This window comes from Pseudoalteromonas sp. (assembly GCF_036960685.1).
GTDB lineage: Bacteria > Pseudomonadota > Gammaproteobacteria > Enterobacterales > Alteromonadaceae > Pseudoalteromonas.
This window is the reverse complement of sequence record NZ_JBALXK010000013.1, coordinates 26,197-43,070: the sequence shown is the minus strand read 5'-3', so window position 1 is coordinate 43,070 and position 16,874 is coordinate 26,197. Positions and strand designations below refer to the sequence as shown.

Sequence of the window (16,874 nt, the reverse complement as noted above, 5' to 3'; positions counted from 1 at the left end):
GTTTAAGTTAAGTACGGTATTTTAAGTAAAATATTGCTGGAATACTTCTAACCGCGCTTGCTCTAGCGCGGTTTTTATTTGCGCGCCTTTTATCCCTTGGGCAATAAATTGCTGCGGGTTGATTGCTCTTGCCGTGCTGGTTGCCGTTAATAATTTTTGTTGATTGCCAAGTGGGGCGGCTTGATTAATCTCAATGGCCTTAAGTACTGCTTCAAATCGCTCTGGCCGACGCCACAAATCAAGTTGGTTACAACAGGCAAGTAACTGTTCAGCCTTGATTGCTTTACTCGTTAAAGTTGCAAGGTGGGCATTGAGTTGTAATGCGAGATCGCGTACATCATTGGGTAAGCGAATCCTTTCGCTAATGGCTTTAATGTCATCAGCGGTTAACGAGCTGGTGGCTTGCGCAAACAGTAATGCTTGATCGGTTATATTTTGGCTTTTTGCATACGCGTAACGGGTTTTTAGTTGCTGATATAATTCCTTGCTCCAGTTACTAGCTAAAGCAGGGCTGATCACACTTAGTGCACCTAATTGCGCTAAAATATTTAAAAACTCAGCAAAAGCCCCATCCGCTAGGGACTTTTCACACTCTAACCAAATACGTTCTGCGGTGAGTGTGTTTAGTTCGCCACGGTCGATCATCTGGGTTAATAATGCTTGAGTTTCATCGGCAATGGTAAAGCCTAAATAATGGTAGCGAGCCCCAAATCGGGCAACGCGTAAGATACGCAGTGGATCTTCACTAAATGCTTCGGATACATGGCGCAAAATACGATTATCTAAATCTTGCTTGCCACCGTAAGGGTCAATTAAGCTGCCATCATCCGCTTTAGCGATGGCGTTAACCGTTAAATCGCGGCGACGTAAGTCATCTTCTAAAGTGACATCGGGCGAGAACTCACACACAAACCCGGTATATCCTTGGCCTTGTTTACGTTCGGTGCGGGCGAGGGCATATTCTTCTTTGCTTTTAGGGTGCAGAAATACCGGAAAGTCTTTTCCGACTTGTTGATAGCCTTGTTTGAGTAATTGTTCTGGTGTTGCTCCAACAACTACGTAGTCGCGCTCTTTAACAACTCGCCCAAGTAGTTCGTCTCTAACTGCGCCACCTACCAAATAAACTTGCATAACTCACCCTGAATATTAACTGTGCAAACTATTTTACGTTATTTCACTAATAAAACGCTAACAAGGTTTTCACTTAGCGCATTTTTTTGCCATTATAGGCGCTGATTTACTCAGCAAGGAAATTCAGGGTGTATTTAAGCTACTTTGGCTTGTCAGAAAAACCATTTTCAATCGCGCCAAACCCACAGTATTTGTTTTTAAGTGAACGTCATAAAGAGGCTTTGGCTCATCTAACCTATGGTTTAGGTGAAGCGGGAGGTTTTGTATTACTGACTGGCGAAGTGGGCACAGGAAAAACCACCCTTACCCGTAGCTTGCAAGAGCAATTGCCTGAGAATACGCAAGTTGCTTTGATCCATAACCCCGCTTTATCGCAGCTAGAACTATTGGCGAGTATTTGCGATGAATTCAGCATTGCTTATGATGAGCAAAATGCCACGTTAAAAACGTTAACGGATGCAATTAAAAAGCACCTTGAAGCGAATCATCACGCCGGTGGACACACTATTTTAATTATAGATGAAGCCCAGTTACTTGCGCCTGATGTACTTGAGCAGTTGCGATTACTTACTAATATCGAAACCAATCATAAAAAATTATTGCAAATCGTGTTAGTAGGGCAACCTGAATTACAAGCCTTACTGAAACGTAATGAGTTACGCCAGTTAGCGCAGCGGATCACCGCACGCTATCATTTATTGCCGTTAACAGAGGGGCAAACCTTTGCCTACGTTAAACACCGTTTATATGTGGCAGGCTGCGATCGCGGGCTGTTTTCTAACGATGCGTTAAAAACAATTCACTTAGTGACGGCAGGTATTCCGCGTTTAGTAAATTTATTATGTGAACGCTGTTTAATGGGCGCTTTTTCTAAGCAGCTAACCATGATTGATAGTGATATAGTAATGCGCTCTGCACAAGAGGCGTTACCGCCCAGTGCATTAAGTGCTGTTAGTGTTGCGCAGCAATCGTCGTTTAATTGGCTCTATCCATTGGCATTTTTAACTGTGTTCGGTATGGGTATTGGTTTGTCGTTTATTCTTTAATTAATGGTCATATATGTCGTATTTATTAGATGCCTTAAAACAATCAGAACAACATGACGAAGCGTCTGCTCATGACAGAAACGCTGAACAACTAAAACAGCAACAAGAGCTGCAACGCTATCGTTTTATTGCAATTTCGCTTGGCTTGTTGGTTGCTTTTTTACTGACCTTGATGGCGGGGTTTTCAATTGGTAAATGGTTGCAAACAAATTATTTAAATTCGCCAGAGCAATTAGCAAGCACTGTTGAGCCACAGCCTACGGATGAAAAAACAGCTGCGGCTGTTACTTTGGAGCCTGAGCAACCAGCAGCTGTGCAAACGAGCCCAGCACAAACGAATCCTGCACAAGTTGCCAGCACGCAGCCGATATCACAGCCACAATTTTCCCAGCCTCAGCAATACCAACCTCAGCAATACCAACAAGGGGCAGGGCAATACCAGTGGGTGCAAGTACCAGTAAATAATATGCCTGCGTATCCTCAAGGTCAGCCTACGCTAGTGCAAACGCCTAATGGCTATCAGCAAGTGTATGCAGCGCCGCCGCAATACAATCCGAATACCATGCAAATGCAGCCGACTATTAATAATAGTGCTAGCAATATTGATATGAGTAAATACAAGGTATTAGGCAAGCCTATGGGGGAGCCTGCTCGCGAGCAGACAAAACCAGCTGCAACAGTAAGTGATGAAGAACTGGAAACAGTACCAACAGCATTAAAAGATGCGTTTGCCCGTGCTATTGAAGACACGCAAGATACAAAGCCGCACCAAATCACTCAAGGTACCAAAAATTCATCTTATGCCGAGCCTATTGAGTTATTGCCAGATGCCTTGCTTGCGATAATCCCAGACATTAAATACCAAGCGCATATTTATTCATCATCGCCTGATAAACGCTGGGTGAAACTCAATAACCGTGAATTATATGAAGGTGATAGCATTGGTGATTTAAGAGTGTTGGAGATCACCCCAGAGCAAACGGTACTTAGTTTTGATGATTACGAATTTAGTTTAAAAGCGCTTCAAGATTGGCCTAATTAAAACTGATAACTAAGCGCCACTTTTATGGTACGGCCAAAAATTGGTCGTCCATAAAATAACGGTTCTTGATGACTTAAGTCATCCCTTGGATTGCCTTCCGTTAAGCCTAATGTATTGGTGAGGTTTTTCACTTCGAGTTGCGTACTGAGTTGCTCAGTCAACACATATTCTGCAAATAAATCCCAGGTTTGATAAGCCGGTAAAGCAAACTGATTGGCAATATCAGAATAACGCTCTCCTACATAAGACCAAGTGACGGCAACCGTTAGTGGCCCAGCGTTATATTCAGGAGTTAGCCGCAGTTGTAACTCTGGGGTACGAGTTATTTGATTACCATTAAACTCACTTTGTGGTAATTGCGCAGGAATGCCATAAAACCCAGCATCCTGCCACACGCCTATCGCAGCAAACTGCCAAGCCTTATCAAAGAAGTAGTTATATTCGAACTCTAATCCTTGAGTTTGTGTATTAATTAACACCGCTTGTTGGGTGCTCGCTGCACCGCGATATACGGTAAAGGGCAGGGGATCAAAGTTGGTATCAAATACAGTCCCACTAAACTGCCAATCTGGTGCTTGATAACGCAAACCTATTTCAGTCAAGGTTAAGCTTATTGGCTGGCCAAAATTTTGCTGCGCGCGTTGTTCATCGTTTTTAGCCCAACCGCGAGCATTACCATAATTTATTAGTCGCGGCATTTCAAAGGCGTCAGCATAACGGGTAAACACCGCTAGTTGCTCACTAAGTTGGTAGTTGGCGCCAATACTGAGTGCATTTTCACTAAATGAATCAGTTATTGAACTTGCAGGCGTGTAATGTGAGTAATAGTTTTTTGAATTACTCGAGGTTGATAGCAGCCCTTGTTGGCTGCGACTACTTAGCTTGAGCTGCTCATTACGTAGAGCAAAATCAACCCTGAGTTTGTCGGTTATTTGCCAGTCTAAGCTTGCATAAAGAGAATGCGACTGTGACTGCCCTTGGCCTTTTAAATACACAGGCCCCGCATAAGATAAAAAGCCTTGCTCGGTAAAATTAGCGACAACATTATCCTTCTGATCTACCAGCACAATATCAAGCCGTTCAGGCTGGTGTTTAACGTCGGTAAGTAATTGCCCAAGCCATTGATCTAAAGGCAGAGAGCTAAAATCGCTGTGGGCGTATATATGCCCTAAGCTGATTGACCAATGCTCTTTTAGGTAATTAACACTAAAATGATTTATAAACTGCTGTTGCTTATAGTCAGAGTACATTGGGTAGCTTGATGTGATCAGCCCATTGCCATTAAGTTGGCTGGGATCTTGAATTAACGTTTTATCTGTACTGCGCTGGTACTTAGCTTGTAATTCTTCTTGTAAATTGGCATCTGAAAAATTATTTTTGAACTGGCTTACGTCATCAAATTGTAAGCGGCTACTGGCATCAATGATGCTCTCGTTGCCTAAGTTCATTAATGTATAAAAGCGATTACTTAAATCTGCGTAACGGGTAATATTATTAAGTTGCAATTGCTCTGACAGTAGCCCTTTAAATTGTACTGTGTAGCTGTTCATTAAGCTCTGCTGCGCATCTTCTAAATCGTGTTGGCGCATGCCTTCAGGGGTATAAAAATTCAATAATTTTAGATCATCGCTAAGCAGTGTGCCGTAGTCATAGGGTAGACTTTGTAGTTGTTTTATAGTGCCATGATTTTGCATGACTAATGGGGCATAAAAGTTGGTTTTATCGTTTAAATGTTTGTAGCTAAAATCCAGTTCTACATCATCAGTTAGCCAGCTTAGTCGAGCGCTAAATTGACCGCCTAAGTCACTGTTAAAACCCGGTTCTCGAATGCCATTTGAGCTCCTGTAAAAACCACCTAAAGTATAAAATAGCTGATCATTAATGGGGCCACTAAATACGCCATCAAGACGTGTATAGTCATAATTTAGCGCTTGGCTAAGTTTGACTAAGTTAAATGGTATCTCTGAGCCGCGACGACCAATATAGTTAATCATAGCAGCTGGACCGTTGACGGTGAAAATACCGCTACTACCACCTCTTACCGCTTCAATGGTTTGGTGAGTTAAATCAGGGCGTAAAAAAAAGTCACTCCAAATACCGTCGTAGGTTATTGGCAGCCCATCTTCCATTAAACTAATAAAACGAAACCCTTCACCACCGCGCAGGCCGCGCGGTGCAACATTGTTATTGGTTTCACCACCGGAATCCTCTACCCAAAAGCCTGTAACGTTTTTAAGGATTTCGGCGCTGGAATACGGGGTGTGTTGCTCTAGTTGGTGTGTTGAAAGTTGGGTGATTGAAATAGAGGAATTTAAAATATTACGCGTTTTACCACTGACGCCAGTGACTATAATGCGCTCAAATTCGCCCTGTTTATCTGCTGCTGTTGGAGTTACAAAAATACGCTGTTGAGTTGAGTCTAAGGTAAATTGATATTGGCTATTGGCAAAGATTTTAACCAGTAATTGTTCAAGCGTAAAACGCCCTTGTAAAGGGGAAAGAAGAGTAGGCTCTGCTAAATCTGCGGCGCTAAGTTGCCAGCCACTTTGCGCGGCAACATCGAGGATACGCTGCTGCAAAGTGGCCTCAGGTAAATTAAATTGATAGTTGTCGGTAGCATGTACACAGCTACTAAATAATATTAACCAAGGTAATTGCTTGGTTAATAAGCTTAATAACATGGTTTGATTCAATATTTTTATTATTGTCCAAACTTTGTACCATTTTTAGCTCACATATGCCATGCCACTTTTAGCTAACTTACAATTTAGTTAATTGTTAACGTATATTCTTTACCTTGTTGAGTCACAGTAATTGGGTAAATTTTATCAAGGCTGTGTAGCCATGTGTCGATTTCAGAGGTTAACAAACTACCATTGTAGGTAAATTGGCTAAGCTGCTGACTGCCAAGGGTTATTTTCAGCTCACTGTAACGGGCAACATCATTGAGTACATCACCTAAGCGGGCATTTTGATACACTAAACGACCCTGTTGCCAATCCATAGTAAGGTTTTCTCCTTGTGCTCTGCTACGCGTAATAGTGCCAGACTGAGTTACCAGTGCGGCTTGTCCTTGGCTTAATTTTATAACTTGTTGCTGGGCTACTGATACTGTGCCTTCAAGTACATCAACACGAATAGAATCAGGGTTTGCACGCACATTAAACACAGTGCCTAGCGCTTCTACTTGGCTTTGCTGGTGGCGCACAATAAAGGGTCGCTGTTTGTCTTTAGCGACCGAAAAGAGCGCTTCACCTTGGTATAAAGTTAACTCTCGCGAGCTGTTACTATAACGCACCGCTAATTGACTATTAGCCCCTAAATCTACCCGGCTGTTATCGGCTAAGGTGATAGTACGGTACTCATTAATTGTGGTGCGAAAAAACTGATTCTGTACATTGGTCATGGCGGCACTGTTATTTGCAACCGTTACCGTCTTATTACTGGGTTGTTCAACATTAAGAAATACAGTAAAGCTTAATAAGAAAAACGCCGCAGCAAGAGCAAAGTAGCCTATCCGAGAGCGTTTCTCAGCACGTTTACTGATATCGTTTACCGGTGGTATTTGCGCAAGTTGTTGCTCTACATAATCAGTATCTAGCTGGGTGGATACTTGCCATAGTTGCTGCATTTTTTGAAAAATATCACGGTGCAATTCGCTTTGCGTCAACCAATCTTGCAGTTCGACTGGGTAGTGCTGGTTGTTACTAACAGACAGCTGTTGTTCTTCTAATAACAGTAGCCAATCAGCGGCTTGCTCTTCAATAATCGCTAAATCGTCAGGTGATGGGTTCATGCTAATATCCTTAAAACTCATGATCAAAGCTCATGTTGTAACTGTTGATAGCAATGACGAACTGCACGTAATACATATTTTCGTACCATACTGGGAGATATTTGTAAGGTCAAAGCGATTTCTTCATAACTTTGACCACGGATTTTATACAATAAAAAGGCCAGTCTACATTTGTCTGGTAAGCTGGCGAGGGACTTTTCCATTTCTTTAAGTAACTCTTGGTTGTGGTGATTTTTTTCTGGGTTGGCACTGTTGCCAGGTTGCGGCATTTGTTCACTTTCGTCAGTGTGCTCCGCAAACGGACTGCGGGCTTTTCTACGTAGTTTATCAATAGTTAAGTTGGTCGCTATTTTATATAAATAAGCCGCAATATAATTACTCACTTGAGTATCTTCTAAACCCAATAGCTTTACGAATGCCTCTTGCGCTATGTCTTCAGCTTCACGCTGATCAAGGCCTTTCGCCATAATATGGCGCACCAACTTTTGCTGTTGTTGTAAAAATAACTGCTCAACCTGCTGACGGCGCTTGGCATCGGCATGTACCGCCACCGGAGCCTCGTTTGCGGCTTTCTTTCGTTTAAATGACAATAAAGGTGGCATGGCTACGCATCCTATTCTTCCATTTATAGTGCAACGTGAGTTGCACCAAAAGTACAACCCACGTGTAGTTTGCTTAGCTAGTTAACTGTTGCGACGCGGCTTACTTTGCCAGAATCACTTACCGTTCTCAGTTGTACACTTGCTGTTGTTGTTAGCGATACCGGACCTTGATAACTTTGCCACGTTGCGCCTTGATCTGTTGAATACTCTGTTTTCATGCCAACAAAGCGTGTATTCACTATGAGCTGGCCGTTTTCAATATTGCCACCTGGTAGTGGTATCCGGTAATTAACGCCAATTTGTTCTGGCATTTGAGCATTAATATCGACCACTTGGTAATAGTCCAATAGTGGTAGAGCGTATTGCCCTAAGGTATTGGTGAAGGTTTGCCAAGCTTGTTCCATAGCGGCTCCTTCGGCTGGCATGCTCTGCACCCACGCACGCTCTGCAGCCCCTAGTAACTTAGGGAAGGTCATGTAATCTAAAATTTCGGGGGACTTTTGATTTTCACCAAATAACTGTGCCTGAATCCCTTGGATATTTTGTTTACCGGTTTCATTAAGCACTACCCAATTTGGGTTCCAAGGCACAGGATTACCTAGCTTGTCAGTTTCGGCATTGGCGTAAATATTAAATGGACGATATTCAAAGGTTTTTTTCGTGTCAGTGTAGCCCGCCCAATGATAGCCAATTTCATCAGGGTGTTTATTGTAAGCTAAATCCAAATACAAGTTTGTGGCATGAGAGAGCACGACTTGATAACCCTGATTAGCAAACTTATAAGCTTGATGTTCATTGCCCCAGCCCCATACATTGTTCCAAAAAATAGGGTAGATGGCACCATAATCTACGTTACCCGTGCCATTATGTGATAACACATCGCCCCAAGTTGCCATATCAAAACCATGTTGATTGACGATTTGTTTCCAGCGTAAGAAAAAGTAATCAAACAATTCAGCATCGGTTTTGCCCGCTGTGTTTGGATTTTGTTGTACGGCAGGAGATTGTGCCCACCATTCATTTGGTCCTAAATGCGGCAGTTCATCACCACCGCCATGTAAACGAGTGAGTGTTGCATCAGGGACTGCGTCGTAAATTGCGCGAGTTTCACTGATAATATGGTTTAAAAATGTAAAGGTGCTCTCAAGCGCCGGATTAACAAAGTTATCAGTATAAAATTGTGGTGTATAGTATTTGGATTGATCAAGCGGATCGATCAGGCGATATTTATTGGCTTCTGCTAAGTTGCTGTCTTTATATTTATTATAACGATACTCCATTGCTTTAATAGCGGCTCTAGCATGAGCAGGGAAGTCATATTCGATGATCACATCAATATGTCGGTCGGCGGCATATTGTAAAATCTCTTTGAAGTCATTAACGGTATAATATCCCCAACCTTTACCCAAATAGTTTTGCTGAGCAACTTCAAAACCTTGAAAACTCGGCGCAACGCCTAAGTTAGCCTCAGTGCGATTTGTGGGTTTATTTTCTATACCATCACCGGCTGCAAATTCATTGGCTGCGCCCATAAACGTATGCAACATGTTTTCTTCATTAAGATCATAACCACGCTTGGCACCAAAGTCGGTGAGTTCAGGAATACCAGGGATCTCAAGTCGCCAGCCTTCATCATTGGCAAGGTTAATTTCGAACTTGTTTAATTTATAAAAGGCCATTAAATCGAGTAGTTTGAATACCGTTTCTTTGGATTGAAAATTGCGTGCTACATCCAGCATCATCCCGCGATAGGCAAAGCGTGGTGCATCGAGAATAACGCTTGCGGGTAATACGGCATTGTCGGCCAAGGTTGTAGAGTTTTGTGCATTTTTATACACAGAAGTGGGGATCATTTGGCGTAATGTTTGAATGCCATAAAACACCCCTTGTGCATCACTGCCAGTAATTTTAATACCAGTAAAAGCATCAATCTCGAGTTTATAACCACTGCCGTCGGCTTGGCCGTCTTGATTTGTGTCGAGGTTGCTATCAATCAGTAGGGTGATTTGGTTGGGGCCATTTTGTTGGCTGGCATTAATTGCAAAGCTGCCACTGAGTAAATCGCTTAATGCCGTTTGCAAGTAAGCAGCTTCTTTTGTAAGCGCTGTTGGCGCAGTAATTGTGGTTAACTGGCTCATTAAGGTTAAAAATTCATTGTCAGTGGTTACGACTGAATGCGGCTGAGGGACAAGTTGGTTTTGTAACGATAAACTGGCAAGCGGCGCACTGTTTTCGCTAAATCGCAATGCACTGTTTTGCACTGGCATATTATCGTTTGCTGTTTGTGTGGTTTGTTTTGGATCAGTTGGATCCATATACACATCGACTAATACCGCCTGAGGTGTTTGGTTATCATAGCTAATATGAAACCCTGAAGGAGAGTCATTTTTTAGCATTTGCCAATACTGGGCGATGATCTCTATTTCACGGGACTCACCTGGTTGAATAGGCGTAAACCCTGCTATGGGTTTTAAGACAAAATAATCCCCGCTTTTTGCTGTATCTGCATTGTCGAGACTTAAATTTTGTGCCGCAATATGTTGGCGAGCCAATTCACCATTCGAGTCTGAACTTGGTAATACACTGGCTGGTGGCCGCACTGAGCTAAAGTATAACGCCCAGCCAGTTTCACCGAGTGGCTCTAAGCCATTGTTAGTAATGGTTAAGCTACCCATAAATATATTTTCACCAATGCCATGATCAATAACTTGCCAATTTAATGCTAAGTTATCTGGATTTGGTTGGGCGTTACTAAATTGACTCGCAGTGAGTAATGCTAATACTGAAAGTGCGGTGGTTAGTTTTTGTTTTTTCACAAACATAATGGCTCCTGAGCATTGTTATTATCGGTAGAGCGCTTACTGCAAGTTGACTCTAAGGTTATAAACGCTTTTAGGAAGCTGTTTGGGAACGAAAAACTAAAAAAAGCCCTAAATACGCAATTAGTATGAGGGCTTTGGGCGGTTTTAGTTTACGGCAATTTCATCAATGTAAAGCGGGAGTTTAGGGATTTGTGGGTCATCAGATTGCTTACTATTAATCGCAATGACTTTTAAGTAACGCACTTTCAATTTAGTAAAGGACATGGTGGATAAAGGCCCTTGCGGGTTAGTGTCTTCGGCTAAGCTCTGCCAAGTGTGTTGATCGTTTGAGCCTAGAACCTGAATTTTTACAGGTGGGTGGAGCTGGCGATGGCGTCCACTGTTGTAACCCAGTTTAACTTGCGTCACCAACGTGGGCTCTGCCAAGTCGATTATCGCCTCTAAGTCAGTGTCGTAAAAAATCGCATAATCGTCACTGCTGTAAAATTGATCATAGGCAAACTGGCCATCTTGTAATTTTGCGGCAGAGCTTTCAGCCGCCGGGTGGCTGAGAGTGATTTTTTTAGTTAGCGCTAAGTGCGGGCTAAGAGTGAGGCGCGCATCGCCAACTAATTGACCAATTGCAGCTGCATAGCTTTTAGCGCGTAGTTGCGTCTCTTTTGTTATCAATATTGGCTTGTTATAGCGTATTGATGCGAGAGTCGGCTCTGTGCCATCTAAGGTGTAATAAATGGGGATATCGGCAATCTCTGTGGTGATTGCTGCTTGTAAACCAGTATCATCAATGGTGCTACTAATAGCTGGTTTATAGGCGCTATTCGCAGTGTTGATATGCATTTGTTGATAACGTTTAAATAATGCTGGTAAGCGGTTTTGGCTATAGTCAGGCCAAGATTTATTGTCTTTACTAGACCAGAGGGTTTCGGCCAACGCACTCAAACGAGGAAACAGCATATACTCGGCGTGACGAGGGGTTTTAATGTACTCAGTCCATAAAGCGCCTTGTGCGCCAATAATGTAAGCTTGTTGCTCGGCGTTTAAATCATTCGGCTGAGGGTCATAGTGATAGACGTCTTTTAATCCCGTTAAGCCATGAATTGCTTTAGGTTCGTCTAGATTACGTGATTGATAGGCATCAAAATAAATATATTGATAGGGACTCATGATCACTTGATGGCCCATTTTCGCCGCTTGAATGCCACCTTCGGTACCACGCCATGACATGATCAAGGCATCATCTGCAACACCTCCCTCAAGAATTTCATCCCATCCGATTACTTTTTTATCAAGCGCTTGTACTATTTTTGCGACGCGTTTAATAAAGTAGCTTTGTACTTGCTCGGGGGTTTTAAGGTTATGCTGTTGCATTAACTTTTTGACTTCTGCACTTGCCAGCCACTGTTTTTTTATTACTTCATCGCCGCCGATATGAATATATTGGCTCGGGAATAGCGCCGCCACTTCCTGGTAAATTACGGCGAGAAACTCAAAGACATCTTCACGCGGGCATAGCACATCTTCAAAAATGCCAAATTGGGCTTGTACACTAACGGGTTGTTGGTGGCATGAAAGTTCAGGGTAAGCGGCAAGAATAGCAGTGCTGTGACCTGGAATATCAATCTCTGGAATGACTTCAATATGGCGCGCTTTGGCATACTCAAGCACTTCTTTGATTTGGGCTTTAGTGTAAAAACCCGATACCGGTTGGTTATCAAACAGTGGTTTATAATCGTAAGTATGACCTACTACTGTATGTGGGCGAGTGCCACCAATGGAGGTAAGTTTTGGATAAGCATCTATCGCAATACGCCAGCCTTGGTCGTCGGTTAAATGCCATTGAAAAACATTAAATTTATGCATAGCGAGCCAGTCAATGTAACGTTTAATAAAGGCCACATCGAAGAAGTGTCGGCTCACATCTAAATGCATGCCGCGATAACTAAAGCGTGGCTGATCTTGAATTTTAACTTGTGGAATAAGCCAGCTTTGGCGGTTGATTGGCATCCGAGATTCTATTGCTTCGGGCAATAACTGGCGCAGAGACTGCATCGCCCAAAAGAGTCCTTGTGCAGTACTTGCTTTAACTTCTATAAATTCTTTTTCAACAATTAATTGATAGCCTTCGGCGCTAATAGGGCGCTCAACAAGTTTAAAGAACACGCTATTTTTAACGGTGTTATTCGCTTGCGTTACGGGTAATTGGTAGCCTGTTGGTGGGCGCAGAAAATCAGCAAACTGCTGCGCGACCGCTTTGGCTTCATTGTGGTTATAGTGGATTTCAGTATCGTAAGACAAAGCAAAATGGCCTTGGCTATAGTGGCTGCTGGTTGGCTTTGGGGTGATCTGTGCAACAGCAAAGTAGGGGGTAATAAGTAATAGCAGTGAGAGTAGGCTGCTTTGTAGGTATATACCAAAATAGCGTTGAGGCATTGTAACTTCCTGAGAAAAGCCCGCAATAGCGGGCTTGGTTAAACTAATCAGCACTGGGCATAGCGCAAATTAGCAAGGGGACTTTAAAAATTAAGGGTTAAAGATGCGCTGATAGTGCGCCCTAAAATGGGTCTGGCGTAGTAATAGTCGTAGCCTGCCTGCACATCGTTAATTGCTCGTGGGTTACCCTCGGTTAAGCCAAGTTCATCACTGAGGTTAGTGGCTTTAACATGTAAAGCAACGCTGTCATTGAAGCGATAATTGATACCCATATCAACGGTGGTGTAAGCGGGTAGTTCAAATTTGTTTTCACCATCGGAGTAACGTTCACCTAAATGGTGCACAGTTAAATACACATCGCCATCGTCAAAATAATAAGTAGGCGTTAGGCGTAATTGCACTTTTGGCGTGCGTTTAACTTGCTTGCCATTCCAGTGTGAGAACACACCAGTAAAACCTTCCATTTTCGGGTCTTGTACCACGCCGGTTAATTCCAGTTGCAATGAATCAAGTGCTTGCCAAACAGCCTCAAATTCGACCCCATCGGTGATGGTGTCAATGGTTTGGTTAGCGACTTCACCGTTACTGCCAGTAAAGTTACGCTCTACTAAGTCATTAAATTTAGTTCGAAATAAAGTGACTGAGGTGCCTAAGGTGTCGCCTGAATAACGAGCGCCAAGTTCGCTAAAGGTGAGGTTTACACTGTCATTAAAATCGGCATCAATACCGGCATGAATGTTTTGCCCATAACTCATTAAGCGTGGCATTTCAAAGGCATCAGCGTAGCGGCCAAACATGGAAACATCGTCACTGAAGGTGTAATTAAAACCCACAGTCCATGCGGTTTCTGTTTCATCACGTTGTTTTGATAAATATTTTGTTGAGGTGGTATCAACGTAGTTATTAGCTAGGTTGTTATCTACATCATTGCCACTTGCATCAAAAGCGCCATCAACAGGTTTTGCAAACTCAGTGCCAGATGCTGTGCTATCAAGCTCTAGCCATTCAACGCGAATACCGCCATCTAGGCGAAGGTTGTCAGTGGCTTGATATTGCTCATTAATAAATAATGAGTTTGAGGTACTAGTACCAAATGCTGTCGCTTGCCCCCAGCCTGGTGCATAGCCAGTTGAGCCGTTATCGGTGAGCTGACCAACCACTTGCTGGTTATCATCTACGGCAACAATATCAAGTAATCGGGCATTGTCTTTAACTTCGGTTAAAAATTGCGATTCCCATTTATCAACAGGCAGTGAATCGGCATCTACATAAGCAAATAACCAACCCATAGTGAAAGTATGTTTATCGCCTTCGTAGGTAAAGTTAAGCTTATTAACAAACTGCTCTGCATCGTAGCGAGAATACAGCGGGTAGCTAGTCGTAACTAAGCCGTTGCCATTTAAATTACTCACATCATTAAGCATTTCGCCGCTATCAACATAACGATACTGCGCTGCTACAGCGCCATCATCAGCAAACTGATCAAGCATTGCCAGTACATCTTGTTGGCCAAGTCGGTCATTGGCATTGACTAAGGTTGAGTTGTCAAAGTTAAGCAAGATATACATGTCGTTTTCAAACTTTGAGTAACGGCCCGCGGTGTTAAGTAACCAGCGATCATTGAGTTCCCAATCAAGGTTGTAGCCTAAGGTACTAAACTTAGTGTGCTGACCGTCTTTAAGATCGCGAGTGAGGTAGCTGCCATCTTTTTGCAAATAGTTAAGTAAGCGCTGACCATTACCAATTAACGTGCCGTGTTGCGGATCAACCCCCTGAATGCCTTTTGGATTGTTTTGATCTTGCAGCGGAATTGGCACAAAGAAAGTGGTGTGATCATTTAAATGTTTAGCAGAGAGGGTAAGTTGACCTTTATCAAACTCGCGCACAAGATTGAGCCTAAGCTGACCACCGTGATCGGCTGTAAATTCGGTATCTCTTACTCCGTCTGAACGGCGGTAAAAACCACCTACCGACATTTTCCAATTATCACTGATAGGCGTGCCGTAAAAAAATTCGCTGCGGTACATACCATAATCGGCAGTTGTGAGTTTTATAGTGGCTTCTTCAACGTCATCAGGTTTGCGAGTAATAAAGTTAACCAGTGCCGCAGGGCCGTTAGTGGTCAGTAAACCGGATGTGCCACCGCGTACGGCTTCCATATGTTCGATAGTAATATCTTGGCGTTGATAAAAATCTACCCAAACGCCATCGTACACCACAGGTAAGCCGTCTTCTTCAACGCCAATATAACGAAATCCTTCGCCGCCTCTAAGGCCGCGCGGCGCTACATTGTTATTGGTTTCACCACCTGAGTCTTCAACCCAAAAACCCGGCACGGCTTCAAGTAAATCAGCAGTACCAAGCGGGGCTTCACGAGCGAGTTGTTCTGCATCTAAGGTGGTGATTGAGACTGATGATTCTAATTTTGTTTGTCCGCGGCCACCACTGCCTGTAACGACTATGCGCTCAAGATCGAGTAGTTTTTTCTGTTTAGCATTTTGTTCAGCGCTCTGTTGAGAGTTTTGCTCAGCACTTTGCTCTGCTGCAACGGTATTAATACTGAATAATGCACTGCTTACTGCCAACGCAATGAGGTGTTTATTATAAGTTCTGTTGTTGTTCATCGTATTCCCTTCGTTGTTGTTATATACAAAGCTGACGGATTATTGGCTTTGTAAATCTATAAACGAACGAAGGGTGATATTTGGGAATAGTTTTTTATAAAAACTCTTTACGGTAAGATTGAATTTTTAAAAAATCTAATTAAATCAATGTTAAAGTCGGTAGGCTTCACAGCCGCTTCGAGACTATCTTGGGTGCGGTTATGTGCCAAATCAATATCGCTAACTTCAGTGTAATGCGCATGTTTTGCATTATAAAAGGTCTTTACCACCGGCTTTAGCGGGCTGCTAGGATTACTTTTGGTGACTAAGCCTACTTTTTGACTGGATAGTTTAACTAAAGTCCCCACCGGATGAACACCAATACACTGAATAAACTTAGTTAACAGCTCGCCATCAAAGCTGTCAGGGCAACCGTCTTTGAGTATTTTAAAGGCTTTTATTGGCTCCATGCCCGCTTTATAGACACGTTCAGCGGTAAGGGCATCGTATACATCAACAATGGATGCCATACGCACATATTGGCTAATTTCAGTGGCGTTTTTACCAAACGGGTAACCTGTGCCATCTAGCCGTTCATGGTGAAAGCCTGCAATATCTACAGCAATACCTTTAAGGCCTGACTTTTCTAAAATCTCTTTACTAAAACGCGCATGATCCTGAATGACTTTATATTCATCATCGGTTAGTTTGCCTGGCTTATTTAGAATGTTGTCAGGGATCTGAATTTTACCAATATCGTGTAACAGCGCACCGGTGGCAAGCTCTTCAATAAGTGCACGTTCAAAACCTAAGTGTTTGGCAAAAATACTGATTAAGATTGAGACGTTGATCGAGTGTTCTAGAAGGTAGGCGTCTTTCTCACGCATGCGGGTGATACACGCTAGCGCATCTTGATTGCGAAATACCGAATCAATAAAACCACTGGCAAGCTCTTTAAATGGCGTAATATCTATGCTGTTTCCGGCTTTTATGTCGGTGAATGCCTTAGTTTGTAATTGTTTTGCTTCGGTGTAGAGCTTTAATGCCTTGTCCATTTCTTGCTCAACACTGTGTGTGGTTTGCCATGGATCACGTTGTTTCGGCGGCACAATTTTTACGTCGTCTGTCGTGGTGGCCGGGCTTTGTGCAACAATCGTTTTATCAGGATCAATCTCAATTTCTAAGATGCCCGCTTTTATAAGCTGCTGTACGCCAGCTTGTGTTTTGACCCAACCTTGGTTTTTGATTTTTATTTTACCCGTTTGTTTGGTAACGCTTTGTACAAACATACCTGGGATAAGTTGAGCAATTGGGATTATTTTCAATATACTTACTTCATACTAAATAACTGTCCTTTAAAGCTAGCAAACTTTTTACCATATAAGTAGCAAAAAGGGCGCTA

General features: G+C 42.8%; 10 protein-coding genes. 2 read left to right on the top strand and 8 right to left on the bottom strand.

Annotated elements, in window-relative coordinates; translation table 11 throughout:
* Window positions 1-21: 21 nt before the first annotated feature.
* Window positions 22-1,131, bottom strand: coding sequence for a tRNA nucleotidyltransferase (locus tag V7783_RS12235; RefSeq protein ID WP_335678944.1), 1,110 nt, complete (start codon window positions 1,129-1,131; stop codon window positions 22-24).
* 128 nt (window positions 1,132-1,259) lie between these two features.
* On the opposite strand from V7783_RS12235, the gene V7783_RS12230 reads away from it, so the two are divergent.
* Window positions 1,260-2,177 carry an ExeA family protein gene (locus V7783_RS12230; RefSeq protein ID WP_335678943.1) on the top strand — a complete coding sequence of 306 codons (918 nt, stop codon included), beginning with the start codon at window positions 1,260-1,262 and terminating at the stop codon, window positions 2,175-2,177.
* Between the two features lie 13 nt (window positions 2,178-2,190).
* Window positions 2,191-3,219, top strand: a complete 1,029-nt coding sequence (locus V7783_RS12225; RefSeq protein WP_335678942.1) for a general secretion pathway protein GspB — start codon at window positions 2,191-2,193, stop codon at window positions 3,217-3,219.
* Here V7783_RS12225 and V7783_RS12220 read toward each other — a convergent pair.
* The 7 genes from V7783_RS12220 to V7783_RS12190 form a co-directional block, all read right to left on the bottom strand.
* On the bottom strand, window positions 3,216-5,900 hold the full coding sequence (locus V7783_RS12220; RefSeq protein ID WP_335678941.1) for a TonB-dependent receptor: 2,685 nt from the start codon (window positions 5,898-5,900) through the stop codon (window positions 3,216-3,218). The two genes, V7783_RS12225 and V7783_RS12220, sit on opposite strands and share 4 nt — an antisense overlap.
* 86 nt (window positions 5,901-5,986) lie before the next feature.
* Complete coding sequence (locus V7783_RS12215; protein ID WP_335678940.1) at window positions 5,987-7,015, bottom strand: FecR family protein; 1,029 nt, start codon at window positions 7,013-7,015, stop codon at window positions 5,987-5,989.
* A 23-nt stretch (window positions 7,016-7,038) separates the two neighbouring features.
* Window positions 7,039-7,617: an RNA polymerase sigma factor gene (locus V7783_RS12210; protein WP_335678939.1), complete on the bottom strand. Its 579-nt coding sequence runs from the start codon at window positions 7,615-7,617 to the stop codon at window positions 7,039-7,041.
* A 77-nt stretch (window positions 7,618-7,694) separates the two neighbouring features.
* Window positions 7,695-10,439, bottom strand: coding sequence for a family 20 glycosylhydrolase (locus V7783_RS12205; RefSeq protein ID WP_335678938.1), 2,745 nt, complete (start codon window positions 10,437-10,439; stop codon window positions 7,695-7,697).
* A gap of 144 nt (window positions 10,440-10,583) precedes the next feature.
* Entirely contained in the window at window positions 10,584-12,869 is a 2,286-nt protein-coding gene (locus tag V7783_RS12200; RefSeq protein ID WP_335678937.1) for a beta-N-acetylhexosaminidase, read from the bottom strand.
* An 83-nt stretch (window positions 12,870-12,952) separates the two neighbouring features.
* Window positions 12,953-15,493 carry a TonB-dependent receptor gene (locus V7783_RS12195; protein WP_335678936.1) on the bottom strand — a complete coding sequence of 847 codons (2,541 nt, stop codon included), beginning with the start codon at window positions 15,491-15,493 and terminating at the stop codon, window positions 12,953-12,955.
* Window positions 15,494-15,600: 107 nt separating this feature from the next.
* Window positions 15,601-16,797 (bottom strand): HD-GYP domain-containing protein, encoded by a 1,197-nt coding sequence (locus V7783_RS12190; RefSeq protein ID WP_335678935.1) that lies wholly within the window; start codon window positions 16,795-16,797, stop codon window positions 15,601-15,603.
* Window positions 16,798-16,874 lie beyond the last annotated feature (77 nt).

Coding starts and splice junctions, on each gene's coding strand:
- V7783_RS12215 (WP_335678940.1), bottom strand. CDS start 7,015: ATGAACCCATCACCTGACGATTTAGCGATTATTGAAGAGCAAGCCGCT.
- V7783_RS12210 (WP_335678939.1), bottom strand. CDS start 7,617: ATGCCACCTTTATTGTCATTTAAACGAAAGAAAGCCGCAAACGAGGCT.
- V7783_RS12235 (WP_335678944.1), bottom strand. CDS start 1,131: ATGCAAGTTTATTTGGTAGGTGGCGCAGTTAGAGACGAACTACTTGGG.
- V7783_RS12205 (WP_335678938.1), bottom strand. CDS start 10,439: ATGTTTGTGAAAAAACAAAAACTAACCACCGCACTTTCAGTATTAGCA.
- V7783_RS12220 (WP_335678941.1), bottom strand. CDS start 5,900: ATGTTATTAAGCTTATTAACCAAGCAATTACCTTGGTTAATATTATTT.
- V7783_RS12195 (WP_335678936.1), bottom strand. CDS start 15,493: ATGAACAACAACAGAACTTATAATAAACACCTCATTGCGTTGGCAGTA.
- V7783_RS12200 (WP_335678937.1), bottom strand. CDS start 12,869: ATGCCTCAACGCTATTTTGGTATATACCTACAAAGCAGCCTACTCTCA.
- V7783_RS12225 (WP_335678942.1), top strand. CDS start 2,191: ATGTCGTATTTATTAGATGCCTTAAAACAATCAGAACAACATGACGAA.